Here is a 17,406-nt window from a genome sequence, read left to right on the forward strand (position 1 = left end):
TACGGACGTTGCCGCCCCGGAAATCTCTAGTTGGGCCGGCGCCACACAGGCCGGCCGGAGGGAAAGCGATGGGTAGGACACTCGCGGAGAAGGTCTGGGACGACCACGTCGTCCGGCGCGCCGAGGGCGAGCCCGACCTCCTCTTCATCGATCTGCACCTGCTGCACGAGGTGACCAGCCCGCAGGCCTTCGACGGCCTCCGCCAGGCCGGGCGTCCCGTGCGCCGCCTCGACCTCACCATCGCCACCGAGGATCACAACACCCCGACCCTCGACATCGACAAGCCCATCGCGGACCCGGTCTCCCGGGCCCAGCTGGAGACGCTGCGCAAGAACTGCGCCGAGTTCGGCGTACGACTGCACTCGCTGGGCGACGTCGAGCAGGGCGTCGTCCACGTGGTGGGGCCGCAGCTGGGCCTGACCCAGCCGGGCACCACCGTGGTCTGCGGTGACTCCCACACCTCCACGCACGGTGCCTTCGGCGCGCTGGCGTTCGGCATCGGCACCTCGCAGGTCGAGCACGTGCTGGCCACGCAGACGCTGCCGCTGGCCCGCCCGAAGACGATGGCCATCACCGTCGACGGCGAGCTGCCCGAGGGCGTCACCGCCAAGGACCTGATCCTGGCGATCATCGCCAAGATCGGTACGGGCGGCGGCCAGGGCTACATCCTGGAGTACCGCGGCTCCGCCATCGAGAAGCTGTCGATGGAAGCCCGGATGACCATCTGCAACATGTCGATCGAGGCCGGTGCCCGCGCGGGCATGATCGCCCCCGACGAGACCACCTTCGCCTACCTCAAGGGCCGCGCCCACGCGCCCGAGGGCGAGGACTGGGACGCCGCGGTCGCCTACTGGAAGACCCTGAAGTCGGACGACGACGCGGAATTCGACGAGGAGGTCGTCATCGACGCCGCCTCCCTGTCGCCGTTCGTCACCTGGGGCACCAACCCCGGCCAGGGAGCGCCGCTTTCGGCGGACGTCCCCGACCCGGCTTCGTACGAAGACGCTTCGGAGCGCCTGGCCGCCGAAAAGGCCCTGGAGTACATGGGGTTGGCCGCCGGACAGCCGCTGCGCGACATCAAGGTCGACACCGTCTTCGTAGGTTCCTGCACCAACGGCCGCATCGAGGACCTGCGCGCCGTCGCCGCGATCGTCGAGGGCCGCAAAGTCGCCGACGGCGTACGGATGCTGGTGGTCCCGGGCTCCGCGCGGGTCGGTCTGCAGGCCGTCTCCGAGGGCCTGGACGTGGTCTTCAAGGAGGCCGGCGCCGAATGGCGGCACGCGGGCTGCTCGATGTGCCTGGGCATGAACCCCGACCAGCTGGCCCCCGGTGAGCGCTCCGCGTCCACCTCCAACCGCAACTTCGAGGGCAGGCAGGGCAAGGGCGGCCGTACGCACCTGGTCTCGCCGCAGGTCGCCGCCGCCACCGCCGTGCTGGGCCACCTGGCCTCCCCGGCCGACCTGTCCGACGCGTCCGCCGCCCGTACGCCCGCTGGAGTCTGAGAAGTCATGGAAGCATTCACCACGCACACCGGCCGGGCCGTACCGCTGCGCCGCAGCAACGTCGACACCGACCAGATCATCCCGGCCCACTGGCTCAAGAAGGTGACCAGGGACGGCTTCGAGGACGGGCTGTTCGAGGCCTGGCGCAAGGACTCGTCCTTCGTCCTCAACCGGCCCGAGCGCCAGGGCGCCACGGTCCTGGTCGCCGGCCCCGACTTCGGCACCGGCTCGTCGCGCGAGCATGCCGTCTGGGCCCTGCAGAACTACGGCTTCAAGACCGTCATCTCCTCGCGGTTCGCGGACATCTTCCGCGGCAACTCGCTCAAGAACGGCCTGCTCACGGTGGTTCTGGAGCAGAAGATCGTGGACGCGCTGTGGGAGCTGACCGAGCAGGACCCCGAGGCCGAGGTCACGGTCGACCTGGAGGCCCGCGAGGTGCGCGCCGAGGGCATCACCGCCTCCTTCGAGCTCGACGAGAACGCCCGCTGGCGCCTGCTGAACGGTCTGGACGACATCTCCATCACCCTCCAGAACGAGAGCGACATCGCCGCGTACGAGGCCAAGCGGCCGTCGTACAAGCCGAAGACGCTGCACGTCTGAGCTCCGGTCCCACGGGCCCGGCCCACGGCTGATTTCGGCCACCGCAACACCCCTCTGTACCCCCAATCGTGGACGGTTGGGGGTACAGCTGTGTCTGCCCCCGAACGGCCCCCGGACACCCCGGGAAAGGGCCTCAACTCCCTTGGTTACAGGGGAGATTGCCTGGGTACCCGCATTCCGCTGCCGCGCCGCGGCGAGCTGCCCAGGACCCGCCCGAGGGGCGGCAGTTGCCCCCTGAGCAGGCGACAACTCGCCCCAGATGGCACAATCTGTGCATGGAACACGACGGCCAACTCGAGCTCTACGTGGCAGTCGCGGCCCAACTCAAGGAAGCGCACACAAGAGTGCGCGCACTGCAAGTCCCGGAGGGCGTACGGATGGCGCTGACCCGGAAGCTGCTGGTCATTACGGCCGTGGCCAAGCACGATCTCGCCGACGCGACAAGGCGGCTGGAGCGGTTCACCGACGACCTCGACGAGGGTCGATTCCTCGAAGAGGAACGCTGAGGAACTCCGCGCCGGTCCGAGTTCGTTGCGGCACAAGGGTGATTAGCCCGTTTCGTGTTTGATTTGCGGTATATATCTGCCTAACGTGCGAAAAAGCTTGAACGCATTCGTTCGGGCAATGTCTCCGAAGGGGAAGACGTGAACAAGGCGCAGCTCGTAGAAGCGATTGCCGACAAGGTCGGCGGGCGTCAGCAGGCCGCCGACGCGGTCGACGCCGTACTGGACGCGATCGTCCGTGCAGTTGTCGGCGGGGACCGGGTCTCGGTCACCGGCTTCGGTTCCTTCGAGAAGGTCGACCGCCCGGCCCGTTACGCCCGCAACCCGCAGACGGGTGAGCGCGTCCGGGTCAAGAAGACCTCCGTACCGCGTTTCCGTGCGGGCCAGGGCTTCAAGGACCTGGTCAGCGGCTCGAAGAAGCTCCCGCGCGGTGGCGAGGTGGCCGTCAAGAAGGCGCCCAAGGGCAGCCTGACCGGTGGCGCCGCGGCGACGGTCAAGAAGGCCGCGGCCAAGAAGGCCACCGCCAAGAAGGCGGCGGTCAAGAAGACCACGGCCGCCGTGAAGAAGACCGCGGCGAAGAAGACCACCGCCGCCGCGAAGAAGACCACGGCGAAGAAGACCACCGCCAAGAAGACCACGGCGGCCGCGAAGAAGACCGCGGCGAAGAAGACCACCGCCAAGAAGGCGACGGCCAAGAAGGCCCCCGCGAAGAAGGCGACGGCCAAGAAGGCCCCGGCCAAGAAGTCGACGGCCCGCAAGACCACCGCCAAGAAGGCCACCGCCCGCAAGTAGCAGCGGCGCAGGGCACCTCACGCGCCGGGCCGGGCTCCCCTGGGGAGCCCGGCCCGCGGCATGTCCGCGCCCTGCTCAGAAGGTCTGCAGGGTGATCAGGGTGATCCGGCGGGTCTCGCCCTCACCCTCGGTCTCGATGCGCACGCGCTGTCCGGGGCGCAGCAGCCTGAGCCCGCCCGCCTCGAACGCCGGCCCGTCGAAGGGCACCGGCGTGCCGTCGTCGAGCAGCACCTGGCCGCTGTGGGTCTCGGGGTCGTACGTGTACGCGGTCGCCTGCATGGGGGAAGCCTATCCACCGCCCCGCGACACCGGGATCGGCACCGGTCGCAGGGGGAGCGGGCGCGGTCCCGCGGAGCGCCGCGGGGGGAGCGGAACCGGGGCCGTCCCGCCGTCAGCGGCCCGGTGGTCCGGGAAGCAGCAGGTGTGCCGCCACCGCCGCGGTGCGCGGGCCGACACCGAGGGCCAGCGCGGCCCGCAGGTCGTCGCCGGTGTCCACGTCCTGGCGTACGGAATCCACCGCGTCGAGGCCGATTTCCACGGCGCCCGAGGCGCGATGACGGGCACGGGATTCGGTGCCGAATGCGGGAAGCAATTCCCGGCCCGGGGACGCGGCCAGCAGAGTCGTACCGATTGCGGCCGCATCGGGGAGAAATGAGCGGGGGAATTCGGCGGCGGCGTCGAGCACCCGAGCCAATTCCGTGGGGCGCAGCGCGGGCAGATCGGCGTTCAGCGCGGCGACGGCGCTTTCGGGACTCCGGGAGCGGACGACGGTCGCCGCGTGGGCCAGGGCGGCGTTCAGTCCGCCGCCGGGCTCGTCCGGGACGACGCGGGCGCCGAGGGCCGCCAGCTCCCGTCCGGCCAGCACATCGTCCGTGACGACCGCCACATCCAGCACGGCCGTGCAGGCCAGCACGGCTGCCACGGTGTCCTGTGCGAAGGCGAGCGCGAGGCCGGGGCGCAACCCGTCCGCGGCGGTGTCCGCCAGCCTGCTCTTGGCCCGCGCCAGGGGTTTGAGGGGTACGACCACAGTCCACCGCACGAACGCTCCACCCTCCCTAGTCGCGTCCCCATTGTGACCCGGCGGCCCTGGCGGTACGGATGTCGGGGCGTACGGTGTTCTCGACAGACAGGCGGCCTGGGGCGACACTTGTGCGGCCCCCCAGGCCCTAGAGGAAGGTGTCCGCGTGCCCCGCCGCAGAATCAGCTTCTGGTACCGCTTCGCAGCGGTCCTCTGCAAACCACCGTTGGTGGTTCTGATCAAGCGGGACTGGCGTGGAATGGAGAACATTCCGGCCGAGGGCGGATTTATCACGGCGGTGAACCACAATTCGCACGTCGACCCGTTCGCGTATGCGCACTATCAGTACAACACCGGGCGCGTTCCTCGTTTCCTCGCGAAGGCCGGCCTTTTCAAGAAGGGATTCGTGGGGGCCGCCATGCGCGGCACCGGACAGATCCCCGTCTACCGCGAGAGCACGGACGCCCTGAGCGCCTTCCGGGCCGCGATCGACGCCGTGGAGCGCGGTGAGTGCGTGGCCTTCTATCCCGAGGGCACCCTCACCCGTGACCCCGACGGCTGGCCGATGACCGGCAAGACCGGCGCCGCCCGGGTCGCCCTGCAGACCAAGTGCCCGGTGATCCCGGTCGCCCAGTGGGGCGCCAACGAACTGCTGCCGCCGTACGCCAAGAAGCCCAACCTCCTTCCGCGCAAGACCCACCACGTGCTCGCGGGCCCGCCCGTGGACCTCTCGCGCTTCTACGACAGGGAGATGAGCCCGGAGCTCCTCAAGGAGGCCACCGAGGTCATCATGGCCGCCATCACCGCGCTGCTGGAGGAGATCCGCGGCGCGAAGGCCCCCGAGAAGCCCTACGACCCGCGCGAGGTGCGTATCGCGCAGCGCCGCAGGGCCGCTGAGACGGAGCGGGCGAAGGTACAGCAGGAAGAGGGGCAGGGCACGTGAGCAGTCCGGTCAAGGCGGCCGTCTTCGGGACCGGATCGTGGGGGACGGCCTTCGGCATGGTGCTCGCCGACGCCGGGTGCGACGTCACCCTGTGGGCGCGCCGCGGCGATCTCGCCGACGCGGTCAACTCCACGCGCATGAACCCGGACTACCTGCCGGGCATCGAACTCCCGGAGAACCTGCGGGCCACCACGGACCCGGCCGAGGCGGCGCGCGGCGCGGACTTCACCGTGCTCGCCGTGCCCTCGCAGACGCTGCGCGGCAACCTGGCCGAGTGGGTTCCGCTGCTCGCCCCGGACACCGTGCTCGTCTCGCTCATGAAGGGCGTCGAACTCGGCACGGTGAAGCGGATGAGCGAGGTCATCGAGGAGGTCGCCAAGGTCTCGTCCGACCGGGTCGCCGTGGTCACCGGGCCCAACCTCGCCAAGGAGATCGCCCAGCGGATGCCGGCCGCCGCCGTGGTCGCCTGCCGTGACGAGTCGGTGGCCACGCGCCTCCAGGCCGCGTGCCACACGCCGTACTTCCGCCCGTACACCAACACCGACGTGGTGGGCTGCGAACTCGGGGGCGCGGTCAAGAACGTGATCGGTCTCGCGGTGGGCATCGCCGACGGCATGGGCCTCGGGGACAACGCCAAGGGCTCGCTGATCACCCGCGGCCTCGCCGAGACCACCCGCCTCGGGCTCGTGATGGGCGCCGACCCCATGACGTTCTCCGGCCTCGCGGGACTCGGCGACCTCGCCGCGACCTGCTCCTCGCCGCTGTCGCGCAACCACACCTTCGGCATCAACCTGGGCCGAGGCATGACGCTCCAGGAGACCATCGCGGTCACCCGGCAGACCGCCGAGGGCGTCAAGTCCTGCGAGTCCGTGCTGGATCTGGCCCGCAGGCACGGCGTCGACATGCCCATCACGGAGACGGTCGTCAGCATCGTCCACGAGGGCAAGCCGCCGGTGGTCGCGCTCAAGGAGCTGATGTCGCGCAGCGCGAAGCCCGAACGCCGCTGAACGGCCCGGCCGGCGGTGCCGGGAACGGTCCGGCGGGCGGTCGCCCGCGGCCGCTCGCGCGACGCTGAGCGACCGTCCGCGCGACGCTGAGCAACGGCCGTCGTGGGGCGCTGACTCACCGCACTACCAACGGGTACTCTCAACGCGATATGAGCACCGAGAACCTCCCCCAGAGCCCTGAGCAGCCGCCTCGCAAGCCGCGCGTGGCCGTCGTCTTCGGCGGCCGCAGCTCCGAACACGGGATCTCCGTGGTGACCGCCGGCGCCGTCCTGAGCGCCATCGACCGGACGAAGTACGACGTACTGCCGATCGGCATCACCCAGGACGGCCGTTGGGCGCTCACCGCGGACGAGCCTGAACGCATGGCGATCGTCGACCGCAAGCAGCCCAGCGTCGAGCAGCTCGCCGAGTCGAGCGAGGGCGGCGTGGTGCTCCCCGTCGACCCCGCCAACCGCGAAGTGGTCTACAGCGAACCGGGTTCGGTCCCCAAGGCCCTCGGCGAGGTCGACGTCGTCTTCCCCATGCTGCACGGCCCGTACGGCGAGGACGGCACCCTCCAGGGCCTCCTGGAGCTCTCCGGGGTGCCCTACGTCGGTTCGGGCGTGCTCGCGTCCGCCGTCGGCCAGGACAAGGACTACATGAAGCGGGTGTTCACCTCGTTCGGCCTGAAGGTGGGCCCGTACGTGGTGATCCGGCCCCGCGAGTGGGAGCGCGACGAGTCGGCCGCCCGCAAGAAGATCATCGACTTCGCGGGCGAGCACGGCTGGCCGCTGTTCGTGAAGCCCGCGCGCGCGGGCTCCTCGTTCGGCATCACGAAGGTGGACGACCTCTCCGGCCTCGACGAGGCGATCGCCGAGGCCCAGCGCCACGACCCGAAGATCATCGTGGAGGCGCTGCTGCGCGGCCGCGAGATCGAGTGCGGCGTCCTGGAGTTCGAGGACGGCCCGCGCGCCTCGGTCCCGGCGGAGATCCCGCCCGTGCAGTCGCACGCGTTCTACGACTTCGAGGCCAAGTACATCGACTCGGCCGACGGCATCGTCCCGGCGCCGCTCACCGAGGAGCAGACGGCCGAGGTACGGCGGCTGGCCGTCGAGGCCTTCGAGGCGGCCTCCTGCGAGGGCCTGGTCCGCGCGGACTTCTTCCTCACCGAGGACGGCGAGTTCGTGATCAACGAGATCAACACGATGCCCGGGTTCACGCCCATCTCCATGTACCCGCGCATGTGGCAGGAGACCGGGGTGAGCTACCCGGAGCTGGTCGACCGCCTGGTGCAGGCGGCGCTGCGCAGGTCCACCGGCCTGCGCTGAGCACGCGTTCCGGACGACGTCCGGGTCAGTCGGCGATCCCCTTGGGGATCGCCTTCTTGATGGAGGCGGCGAGGTCGACGAGCATGCCCGAGGTGTCCCGTCCCTCCGGCACGGTCACCTCGACGTAGGCACGGCGTTGTGCGGTGGTGAAGCGGGTCGATCCGTCGTCCCGCTTCTCCATCAGCCAGTCGACGCCGTTCACTCGGCCGCCGACGGCCTTCGGGTCGTCGCCGAGCGCCACCTTGGGATCGACCATCTTCGCGGGCCGCTCCACACCGCAGCGCAGTATGATCGCCGGGCTTCCCCAGCCCGCGGTCAGCGCGGACCGGGGCTCGGGGTCCTGGCGGCCGAGGCCGTCCACCTTCCGCGGCAGCGCCTTGTCCAGGTTCTGACACAGCTCGGTGACCTTCGTGTCCGGACTCGGAACCGCGACGGAGTCACCGTCGTCTGCTGAGGAGCAGCCCGCGATCGTGATCAGCACGGCCAGGGCGGGCAGTCCGAGGAAAGCGGAGCACCGGTGACGGAAGAAGTTCACCGGCCAAGGGTAGACGGGGGCTACAGGTGCACGACCGGGCAGGTCAAGGTACGGGTGATGCCGTCCACTTGCTGGACCTTCGCGACCACCATGCGGCCGAGTTCGTCGACGGTATCGGCTTGGGCGCGCACGATGACGTCGTACGGTCCTGTCACGTCCTCTGCCTGGATCACCCCCGGGATCTTGCTGATCGTCTCGGCGACGGTCGACGCTTTGCCGACCTCCGTCTGGATCAGGATGTACGCCTGTACCACGGAACCTCCAGGGCGGCCACGAGGATCATGTGGGGAAAAGGAACGCCACGGTATCGCGTCGCCGCTCGCCGCGGGGAGACCCACGGTGACTGGGGCTTGCGCGCCGGGGTGGGCGGACTGCACAAGTTGACGGTCAACTCGACCGTACCGAGTACGGAGACGGCTCGCGACCGGGCACGGGCAGCGAGAGAGGGAGCAGTGCGATCATGAAGGGCACCGTGGGCGAGTTGGGGGAGTTCGGGCTCATTCGAGAGCTCACCTCGCGTCTCACCACCACCCCGGCCGTCCGGGTCGGTCCCGGCGACGACGCCGCGGTGGTGGCCGCGCCGGACCGCAGGGTCGTGGCGAGCACCGACATCCTGCTGGAGGGACGGCACTTCCGCCGTGACTGGTCCACGGCGTACGACGTGGGACGCAAGGCGGCCGCGCAGAACCTCGCGGACATCGCCGCGATGGGCGCCGTACCGACCGCGCTGCTCCTCGGCCTGGTCGTGCCGGCCGAACTTCCGGCGACCTGGCCGTCCGAGCTGATGGACGGACTGCGCGACGAGTGCCAGGTGGCGGGCGCGGCCGTGGTCGGCGGTGACGTCGTACGCGGTGACACCATCACCGTCGCGATCACCGCGCTCGGCGATCTGCGCAACCACGAGCCGGTCACCCGGGCCGGCGCCCAGCCCGGCGACGTCGTCGCGGTGACGGGCTGGCTGGGCTGGTCGGCGGCCGGGTACGCGGTGCTCTCGCGGGGCTTCCGCTCGCCGCGGGCCTTCGTGGAGGCCCACCGGCGCCCCGAACCGCCGTACCACGCGGGTCCCGCGGCGGCCGGACTCGGCGCCACCTCGATGTGCGACGTCAGCGACGGCCTGATCGCCGATCTCGGGCACATCGCCGAGGCCAGCAAGGTGCGCATCGACATCCGCTCCGGCGACATCGACATCCCCTCCCAGATGAACGACATCGGGCAGGCCGTCGGCGTCGACCCCCTCCAGTGGGTGCTCAGCGGCGGAGAGGACCACGCGATAGTGGCGACGTTCCCGCCGGACGTGAAGCTGCCCGCCCGCTGGAAGGTGATCGGCGAGGTCCTCAACCCGTCGGCACTCCCTCAGGTCACCGTGGACGGGGCGCCCTGGACGAACAAGGGCGGCTGGGACCACTTCGGCGACATGGAGGCGTGACCCTGGCGGCCCCGGGGCCGCGGAACACGAAGGGGGCCGCCCGTGGGCCCGGCACAGTCCGTGCCGGGCCCACGGGCGGCCTCGTACGTGCCGGAGGCGGCGGTGTTCGCCATGGCACCTGTGTCACTTGTGTCGGCCCGTGCCCGCCGGGAGAGCGTGCCCGGTGCCGCGGAAGCGTGCACGGTGACGTGTCCGCCGCGGTGCGGGCACAGCAAAAAACCGGCCCACCCGGAAAGGTGGACCGGTTCAGTGCAAGCGAACCAGCAGTGGCCGCGCGCTAGCGGTTGTCAGCGCGAGACCTTGCCGGCCTTGATGCACGAGGTGCAAGCGTTCACGCGCTTCGGCGTCCCGCCGACCACGGTACGGACGCGCTGGATGTTGGGGTTCCAGCGACGGGGCGTACGGCGGTGCGAGTGCGAGATGTTGTTGCCGAAGCCCGGCCCCTTGCCGCAGACGTCGCAGTTGGCAGCCACGGGTCACTCCAAAGACTTCAGATGCACTTACGGTTGATCCCGGCATGCCGGGATCAGGATCTAGGATCTGAGTGGCGGTGCCAGGGGGAAGGCCCGATCGGATCGGGCAACTGGAGCAGCATACAACGACTGCGTCCGGAGAACGAAACTACCATGACCGGCCCGCCACCAGGTCCGCGCCCTCATCAGGGGCCCTACCGGCAGTAACCCGTTCTGGGTCTACGCTGCGTCCCACGTTCAGCAGCTCAAGGAGGCGCAGGTGCCGCAGGTGCCGCAGACACTCGATGCTCTCGCGGTGCGCACCTGGTGCGGGCTCGCGCTCGAAGCGCTGGGACGGGCCCGCGAGGAGATCGACGCGATCAACGTCTACCCGGTGGCCGACGGGGACACGGGGACCAACCTGTATCTGACCGTGGAGTCGGCGTCAGCGGCCGTCGAGGCGGTCTTCGCGGGCCACGAGACGATGGCGGTCACGGACGCCCGGGACCCCCACGACACCGGTGCCCCGGCCGGCACCGGCACCGATGTCGACACGCGCGGAGGTCCGGGGGCGGTGCGGGCGGCCGGCGGCCCCAGCCTCGCCGACGCCGTGCGGGCGATGGCCCACGGAGCGCTCATCGGGGCACGCGGCAACTCCGGGACGATCCTCGCGCAGCTGCTGAGGGGCATGGCACAGGTCCTCGCGGCCGACGGTGACACCACTCACACCGACGGGCAGGGACTGCGGCTCGCTCTGCGGCACGCCGCGGACTCCGCCCGCCTGGCCGTCGCCCACCCCGTCGAGGGCACCGTCCTCACGGTCGCCGCCGCCGCGGCCGACGCGGCGGACGGCGCCGAGGGCGACTGCGCGGCGGTCGCGCGCGCGGCCCACGAAGGGGCTCGCGCCGCACTCGCCGCGACCCCCGGGCAGCTGGCCGTCCTGCGGCGCGCCGGAGTCGTCGACGCGGGCGGGCGCGGGCTGGTGGCCGTTCTCGCGGCCCTCGTGGAGACGTTCACGGGGGAGTCGCCCGGCCTGCTCGCGGTGCCCGCGCCCGCCCGCGCGCGTGACGGGACGACCACGGCCCAGGCGTCCCCGCCCGCCGACGCGTGCACGGACGACGGACCGGAGGACGGCGGGCCCGCCTTCGAGGTGATCTACCTCCTGGAGGCGGAGGACGCGGCCGTGGAGCGGCTCCGGCAGCGCCTCGACGGTCTCGGGGACTCCCTCGTCGTGGTCGGCGGGGACGGGCTGTGGAACGTCCATGTGCACGTCGACGACGCCGGCGCCGCCGTGGAGGCGGGGGTCGAGGCCGGGCGCCCGTACCGGATCCGGATCACTCACTTCGGGCTCGGCGACGTCCACACCGCGGGCGCGGCCGGGCGTCCGCCGCGGGAGCGTGCCCAGCGCGCGGTGGTGGCCGTCGTGCCCGGCGAGGGACTGGCCGGGCTGTACACGGAGGCCGGGGCGACCGCCGTGCTCGCCCGGCCCGGGGAGCCGCCCGCCAGCGGGGAGCTCGTCGAGGCCGTACGGCGGGCCCACGCGCGTGAGGTGGTGCTGCTGCCGAACGACGCCGAGCTGCGGCACACCGCGGCGGCGGCCGCGGAGCAGGCCCGCGCGGAGGGCGTCCGGGTCGCGCTCATCCCGACGCGGTCCGCGGTGCAGGGCATCGCCGCGCTCGCCGTGCACGAGCCGGACCGCCGATTCGACGAGGACGTCGTCGCCATGACCTCGGCGGCCGGTGCCACCCGCCATGCCGAAGTCGTCGTCGCCGAACGGCAGTCCTGGACCATGGCCGGCATCTGCCAGGCCGGGGACGTCCTCGGCCTCATCGACGGCGACGTCGCCGTGATCGGCTCCGACGTCACGGCCACCGCCGAGACGGTCATCGACCGCATGCTCGCCGCCGGCGGCGAGATGGTCACGCTCGTCCTCGGCGACGAGGCCCCCGAGTCCGTGGTGCCCCGTCTGGAAGCCCGGGTCAGGGAGTCGTACCTGGCGGTCGACACAGTCGTGTACCGGGGCGGCCGGCAGGGTGCGCTGCTGCTGATCGGGGTGGAGTAGCGGCGGCGCCCCGGCCCTCGTCCTCAAGGGCAGGACGCGCTGAAGTCAGCCCGTCCGGCGTTTGACGACGAGGCCGTCCAGGCCGAATCGGGGGTCCGGGGGCGCAGCCCCAGGAGCGAGGGACGGGCAGGGGTGGAGCGGGCGAGTTCTCCGGTCCGCGGAAGGCGGCGAGCCCTCCGGTCGGTGGAGGGGACACCCCGGTCCGCGGAAGGCGGCGAGCCCTCCGGTCGGTGGAGGGGACACCCCGGTCCGCGGAAGGCGGCGAGCCCTCCGGTCGGTGGAGGGGACACCCCGGTCCGCGGAAGGCGGTGAACCCTCCGGTCGGTGGAGGGGACACCCCGGTCCGCGGAGGGGGCGAACCCCGCAGGCCCGGCCGCACCGGCTCAATCCCCCGGGAGCCCCTCGACCAGCCCCAGCATCCGCTCCGCCTCGGGCCGCCGGGCCCCCGCCGTCTCCCCGTCCAGCCCCGTGCAGGCGGAGAGCACCGCACGCGCGCGTGCGGCAGCCGCAGAGGGGCGGCCGAGGTCGGCCTCCAGCCAGCCTGCGGCGAGTTCGGCCCCGGTCCGGGCGCCCACGCCGTCGTCGCCGAGCGAGGTGAACACGGCGATCGCCCGCGTGACATGGGCGAGGGCCTCCTCCAACGCCGCCCCGGCGGAGGCTTCTTCCTCGTCCCCGGACACGGAACGGGCCACGAGATCACCGAACTGGCGGTAGGTGTGGCCGAGTTCGGCGACTAGGCGCTCCCGCGCGTCCTCGTCCTCCGGAGCCCCGGAGGCGGAGCCGGACGCTGAGGCGGACTCCGCCCGGAGAGCCGACTCGCACGCGCGCACGGCCGTCTCCATGAGCTCCCGCGCGGAGTCGAGCCCGGCCTCCGTGCGCGTCGCGGTCCACGCGCGCGCCCGCAGCGACCTGACCAGCCCGTGGACGTTGCCGAGCGCGCGCCACAGGTCGCCGGCACGGGCGTACGCCTGCTCGGCCCGGTCGGCCAGACCGGCGTGCCCCAGGGCCTCGGCGGCCAGATGCGCGAGCATCGCGTGGTCGTGCTGTTCGGGCCAGTGCCGGGCGATGTCCGCGGCCCGCAGCCAGTGCCCGGCGGCCTCACGGTGTTCGCCTAGTTCGGTGAGACAGTCACCGAGCCACCACCGCGTCTGGACGATCGCGCCGTCCCCGTGCATCTCGGCGGTCAGGTCGGGCAGCGCCGACTCCAGCACCTCGGCCGCCTCGGCCCACCGCCCCTGGCGGAGCAGCAGCCCGCCGAGCTGGTGCCGGGCCCAGGCGCCGAGCGTGCCGGCCTCGCCCGCCTCGTCGGCCCAGTGCGCTGCTTCCAGTGCCTGTTCCGCGGCGGGCCCCAACTGCCCGCCGGCGCCCAGGATCTCGGCGAGCTGGAGATGCAGCTGGGCGTGGCCGATCGGCTCCAGGTACGCGCCCGAGTGCTCCAGCGCCGCGCGGGCCGCCCGTTCCGCGGCGGCTGCGTCGCCCAGCTGCATCGCGATGCCGGCGAGCCGGGAGTCGTACTCCACGGCGAACCACGGCAGCCCGGCGGAGACGAACCCGTCCACGGCGGCCGAGAGGTGTTCCACGGCGGCCTCGGCGTCGTCGGCGCGCGCCGCGAGCTCGCCGAGCATCGCCCGCGCCTCCGCGGCCCGCGAGGCGAGCGCCACGTCCTCGCCGACGTGGGGCCCGACGAGCGCGAGCAACTCCCGCGCGGCCGCCCCGGCCGTCCGGGTCGCGGCCGCGGCGTCCGGGCCCGCGGCCTCGCCCGCGCTCTCCAGTTCGTCGACCCGGTGCATCCACGCCCGCGCCCGCCCGATCAGCACGGACGCCGTCTGAGGCACTCCCGTACCGCCCCGGGCGTGGAGGGCGAGCACCTCGGCGTACAGCTCCGCCGTCTCCGCCAGCGCCTCCTCGGTTCCGGCGGACAGGGCGTGGACGTACGCGGCGCGGGCGCGGGCCGCGAGCGCCTCACCGGGGTCGCCCGCCTCCGCGTACAGCTCAGCCGCGCGGCGGAACAGGCCGGCACCCTCGGGACCGCGGCCCATCGCCTCGTGGTCGGCGATCTCCGCGCGGTCGCGGGCCGTCAGCTCGTGACCCTCGGCGGCGCGTGAGACGGCCGCCCACGCCTCCACCGCGTCCGGGCTGCGCAGCCCGGACAGCCGCCGGGCCTCCGCGAGCAGCGCCGGCAGGTCCGGTGCGGCGACGGCACCCGCCGCCTGCGGCCGGTGCTCCGGCGCCGGCTCGGCGCGACCGGCGGGCGCGGGGCGGGCGGAGCGCACGCCCAGCGGCAGCCGGTCCACCAGCGGCGCCCGGTCCATGCGCGCCCGGGCCCGCTCGCTCACGTAGGAGGTGCCGTTGCGGGAGTCGAAGCGCGCGGCCAGCGCGAGGGTCTCCCCGCGCGCGTGGACGGCCAGTTCCGCCGCGGTCCACGCGCGTCCGGCGGGGCCGGGCACCGTCTGCCCGCCGAGGCCGAGGGAGGTCAGGCGGTCCATCAGGAGGGCCACCACCGCCATGAAGTCCAGCTTGCTGCGCGGGTCCCCGGAGTCCGTGAAGTACGCGGGCCGCTCGGCGAGGAGCTCCAGGGCACGGGCCTCGTTCCCGGACAGCGCGCAGAACTCCACGTGGTCCGCGTACGCCCCGCGCATGCTCTCCATGGCGCGCACCAGCCGGAAGCCCCGGAGGTGGTGGGCGCGGGCCTCCTCCAGGCGGCCCAGGCGCAGCAGGGGGAGCAGCGACGACGCGAGGACGGTGTGCGGCTCGTGGGCGCACGTGTACGCGCCCTCCAGGACCGGAGCCCACAGGTCGAGCGCCTCCGCGTCGGCGTCCCGCTCCGCGCGCCACCATCCCTGGCTGTGCAGCTCGCACGCGTGGCAGTCCGCCATGCTGTCCCGGTCGGCGGCCAGCCACGCGGCATACGCCCGGTCCGCGCGCTCCAGGTCCCCCAGATGCGCGGCGACGCTGAACTCCGCGCCCCGCACGGCCCGTTCGGAGTGGCCGGCCAGCCGGTAGCGGTGCTCCATCTCGCCGAGCCACTTCTCGATCGAGGCGAGCGGGATGTGCGGCTGGTCCAGCATTCCGGCCGACATCCACTTGAACACCCAGTGCAGCGAGTGGATCTCGTACTCGTCGAAGTCCTCCGGGTGCTCGTCCCACATGCGCAGCAGGCGCGCGAAGGGGACGAACATCTTGTCCTTCTCGGAGCTGTAGTTGTAGACCTTCAGCTGGTGTCCGAGCGCCTCGACGACCGCGAGCGGGATGTTCAGCTTCTCGGCCTCGACGAGCAGTTGCTCCGCGCGCGCGTTGCGTGCGGGCCCCTCGGGCTGCTCGTGGTTGTCCGCCATCTCCTGGCGCAGGGTGTCGAAGTCCATGGCCCCGCTCATCCGCGGTCGTCCCTCCCCGGGTCGGTGTGGGTGGCCCACTCGAGGAGGCCGATGAACGAGCGGTTCAGGAGCGCGGAGTCCGCGGGCCGCAGCGGGCGCTGGGCCATCAGCAGTGCCTGACCGTACAGCGACTCGGTGGCGGTGCCGATCAGCTCCGGGTCGGCCAGGGAAGCGATCCGCCGGACGAGCGGGTTGAGGTGGTTGAGCACCAGCCGCGCGCGGGGCGCGCTGCCGCGCAGCGAGCCGAGAATGCCGGCCCACAAGTCGTCGGCCTGCTCCTCGGCCTCCGCGCGGGCCTGCTCGTGCCGGGCGGCCCGGTCGTCCAGGTGCAGGGCCGGGACCGAGAGCGGGTGGAAGGCGCGCAGGACGACGTCGCAGCCCAGCGGGTCGAGCTTCGCCCGCGCCGCCGCCAGGAAGGCCGACAGGGCCAGTTCCTCGCCCGGGTCGACCGCGTCCAGGTGCGCGGTCACCGTGTCGGCGTCCAGCTCCGAGACGACCGTGCCCGGGCGCACCGAGGGCAGCGCCTCGACCAGCTCGCTGTCGTACGTGTAGCCGCCGTTGACGACGCCGACGCCCTGCGCGGACGCGATCGGCGCGACCTGCCGGTACTCCTCGACGGTGCGCGTGAAGTGCACGACGGGGTGCCGCTGCGCGAACTCCTCCAGGGACAGCCGGCCGTCGGTCGTCTCGAAGGGCAGCCACGGCAGCATCGTGCGCAGCATGTCCGTGTCGTGCCGGGCGAGGGACTTCACCCCCAGGTGGTGCACCGACAGGAACGCCGACAGCCGCTCCGGGTCCCCGGCCGCCAGCCCGGTCAGCCAGGACCGGATGCGCTCACCGAGCGCCTCGCGCACGGCGGCGAGGGTCTCGTCCTCGTACAGCGACTCGCGGGAGGCGGTGGGCCGCAGACTGTCCGTGTCCAGCACGCAGCGCACGAAGAACGCCCAGTCGGGCAGCAGTTGTTCGGCCCGCTCGGTGAGCAGCATGCCCTTGAGATGCACCCGGTGGCTCGCCCGCTGGGCGGGACTGACGGCGGTCGGCAGGACGTACGCGACACCGCGGATGCCGGCCAGCGGCACCTTCAGGTCGATCGCGTCCAGCGGGGTGAACCCGAACAGGTCGTGGCAGTGCCGGGCGAGGGCCACCCGCCGGGTGGCGGGGCTCGGGTACGCGCGGTCCCACGGCGCCGGCAGGTCGGTGACCGCCTCGTCGCCCACCCGCAGGTCGTACGGCAGCAGCGAGCCGAAGTCCCGCGCCAGCGACCGGACCCGCTCCTCGGTGAGCCACTCGCCGGCCCCGGCGCGGGCCACCAGGTGCACGGTGGTGCCCGGTTCGGGGCGCGCCTCGGCGGGCAGCGTCCGCACGGTGTACGAACCGTCGTCGGCCGCCGTCCACTCCACGGGCGCCGCGTCGGGCGTGCGCGCGCTGCGGCTGACGACGCGGATGCGCTCGGCGACCACGAAACAGGCGAGCAGGCCGATGCCGAACTGGCCCAGGAAGTCCGAGCGCGCCGACTCCAGGCCGTCGTCCCGCTTGGAACTGCGGCCGATGGTCGCGAGGAGGCTGTGCACGTCGGCCTCGGTGAGCCCCACACCGGAGTCCTCCACCCGCAGCGCGCCGCCCTCGGCATGCAGGCGCACGGTGGCCGGGGCGTCCGGCTGCTCGGCCCGCCGCGCGGTGATCGCGTCCACCGCGTTCTGCAGCAGCTCGCGCAGATAGACCTTGGGGCTGGAGTAGAGGTGATGGGAGAGCAGGTCCACCAGACCGCGCAGGTCGACCTGGAACGTATGAGGTGACTGAGGTGCCTGGGATGACTGTGAGGTCTGGGAGTCCATCGTCGCTGCGCCGGTGGGTGGGGGGACGGGCGACGGCGCGGGGTCGGGCG

16 protein-coding genes are annotated in these 17,406 nt (G+C 72.5%); 9 read left to right on the forward strand and 7 right to left on the reverse strand.

Annotated elements, in window-relative coordinates:
- Window positions 1-68: 68 nt before the first annotated feature.
- From leuC to ACSYGO_RS32310, 4 genes are all read left to right on the forward strand, one after another.
- Window positions 69-1,502, forward strand: coding sequence for a 3-isopropylmalate dehydratase large subunit (gene leuC / locus ACSYGO_RS32295; RefSeq protein WP_460388592.1), 1,434 nt, complete (start codon window positions 69-71; stop codon window positions 1,500-1,502).
- Window positions 1,503-1,508: 6 nt separating this feature from the next.
- On the forward strand, window positions 1,509-2,102 hold the full coding sequence (leuD, locus tag ACSYGO_RS32300; protein ID WP_426677945.1) for a 3-isopropylmalate dehydratase small subunit: 594 nt from the start codon (window positions 1,509-1,511) through the stop codon (window positions 2,100-2,102).
- A gap of 275 nt (window positions 2,103-2,377) precedes the next feature.
- Window positions 2,378-2,608 (forward strand): SCO5555 family protein, encoded by a 231-nt coding sequence (locus ACSYGO_RS32305; protein ID WP_028802407.1) that lies wholly within the window; start codon window positions 2,378-2,380, stop codon window positions 2,606-2,608.
- Between the two features lie 138 nt (window positions 2,609-2,746).
- Complete coding sequence (locus ACSYGO_RS32310) at window positions 2,747-3,397, forward strand: HU family DNA-binding protein (RefSeq protein WP_426677946.1); 651 nt, start codon at window positions 2,747-2,749, stop codon at window positions 3,395-3,397.
- A 75-nt stretch (window positions 3,398-3,472) separates the two neighbouring features.
- Here ACSYGO_RS32310 and ACSYGO_RS32315 read toward each other — a convergent pair whose 3' ends face one another.
- Both ACSYGO_RS32315 and cofC read right to left on the reverse strand, forming a co-directional pair.
- Window positions 3,473-3,676, reverse strand: coding sequence for a hypothetical protein (locus ACSYGO_RS32315; protein ID WP_426677947.1), 204 nt, complete (start codon window positions 3,674-3,676; stop codon window positions 3,473-3,475).
- A gap of 112 nt (window positions 3,677-3,788) precedes the next feature.
- On the reverse strand, window positions 3,789-4,436 hold the full coding sequence (cofC, locus tag ACSYGO_RS32320) for a 2-phospho-L-lactate guanylyltransferase (RefSeq protein WP_435228622.1): 648 nt from the start codon (window positions 4,434-4,436) through the stop codon (window positions 3,789-3,791).
- Between the two features lie 145 nt (window positions 4,437-4,581).
- Here cofC and ACSYGO_RS32325 point away from each other — a divergent pair, with 145 nt between their 5' ends.
- From ACSYGO_RS32325 to ACSYGO_RS32335, 3 genes are all read left to right on the forward strand, one after another.
- A complete protein-coding gene (locus ACSYGO_RS32325; RefSeq protein ID WP_460388595.1) occupies window positions 4,582-5,358 on the forward strand; it encodes a lysophospholipid acyltransferase family protein in 777 nt (258 codons plus the stop codon).
- Window positions 5,355-6,365, forward strand: coding sequence for an NAD(P)H-dependent glycerol-3-phosphate dehydrogenase (locus ACSYGO_RS32330; RefSeq protein ID WP_426677950.1), 1,011 nt, complete (start codon window positions 5,355-5,357; stop codon window positions 6,363-6,365). The genes ACSYGO_RS32325 and ACSYGO_RS32330 overlap by 4 nt, the downstream gene beginning before the upstream one ends.
- Window positions 6,366-6,514: 149 nt before the next feature.
- Window positions 6,515-7,672 carry a D-alanine--D-alanine ligase family protein gene (locus tag ACSYGO_RS32335; RefSeq protein WP_095936875.1) on the forward strand — a complete coding sequence of 386 codons (1,158 nt, stop codon included), beginning with the start codon at window positions 6,515-6,517 and terminating at the stop codon, window positions 7,670-7,672.
- Between the two features lie 25 nt (window positions 7,673-7,697).
- On the opposite strand, the gene ACSYGO_RS32340 is transcribed toward ACSYGO_RS32335, so the two are convergent.
- The gene (locus ACSYGO_RS32340) at window positions 7,698-8,207 is read right to left on the reverse strand and encodes a DUF3515 domain-containing protein (protein WP_426677951.1); all 510 of its coding nucleotides are present in this window, start codon (window positions 8,205-8,207) and stop codon (window positions 7,698-7,700) included.
- 20 nt (window positions 8,208-8,227) lie between these two features.
- The gene (locus tag ACSYGO_RS32345) at window positions 8,228-8,461 is read right to left on the reverse strand and encodes an Lrp/AsnC family transcriptional regulator (RefSeq protein WP_028802415.1); all 234 of its coding nucleotides are present in this window, start codon (window positions 8,459-8,461) and stop codon (window positions 8,228-8,230) included.
- Window positions 8,462-8,667: 206 nt separating this feature from the next.
- On the opposite strand from ACSYGO_RS32345, the gene ACSYGO_RS32350 reads away from it, so the two are divergent.
- Window positions 8,668-9,633, forward strand: a complete 966-nt coding sequence (locus ACSYGO_RS32350; RefSeq protein WP_345657278.1) for a thiamine-phosphate kinase — start codon at window positions 8,668-8,670, stop codon at window positions 9,631-9,633.
- A gap of 287 nt (window positions 9,634-9,920) precedes the next feature.
- Here the strand turns inward: ACSYGO_RS32350 and rpmB are convergent, their stop codons facing one another.
- On the reverse strand, window positions 9,921-10,106 hold the full coding sequence (gene rpmB / locus ACSYGO_RS32355) for a 50S ribosomal protein L28 (protein ID WP_004924906.1): 186 nt from the start codon (window positions 10,104-10,106) through the stop codon (window positions 9,921-9,923).
- Between the two features lie 259 nt (window positions 10,107-10,365).
- Between rpmB and ACSYGO_RS32360 the strand changes: the two genes are divergently transcribed.
- Window positions 10,366-12,147 (forward strand): DAK2 domain-containing protein, encoded by a 1,782-nt coding sequence (locus ACSYGO_RS32360; protein WP_460388598.1) that lies wholly within the window; start codon window positions 10,366-10,368, stop codon window positions 12,145-12,147.
- Between the two features lie 383 nt (window positions 12,148-12,530).
- Here ACSYGO_RS32360 and ACSYGO_RS32365 read toward each other — a convergent pair whose 3' ends face one another.
- Together ACSYGO_RS32365 and ACSYGO_RS32370 are read right to left on the reverse strand one after the other, a co-directional pair.
- Window positions 12,531-15,521 (reverse strand): tetratricopeptide repeat protein, encoded by a 2,991-nt coding sequence (locus tag ACSYGO_RS32365; RefSeq protein WP_460388600.1) that lies wholly within the window; start codon window positions 15,519-15,521, stop codon window positions 12,531-12,533.
- Window positions 15,518-17,356, reverse strand: a complete 1,839-nt coding sequence (locus ACSYGO_RS32370; RefSeq protein WP_426677955.1) for an HSP90 family protein — start codon at window positions 17,354-17,356, stop codon at window positions 15,518-15,520. Before ACSYGO_RS32370 ends, ACSYGO_RS32365 begins: the two co-directional genes overlap by 4 nt.
- Window positions 17,357-17,406 lie beyond the last annotated feature (50 nt).

This window comes from Streptomyces krungchingensis, assembly GCF_054729265.1.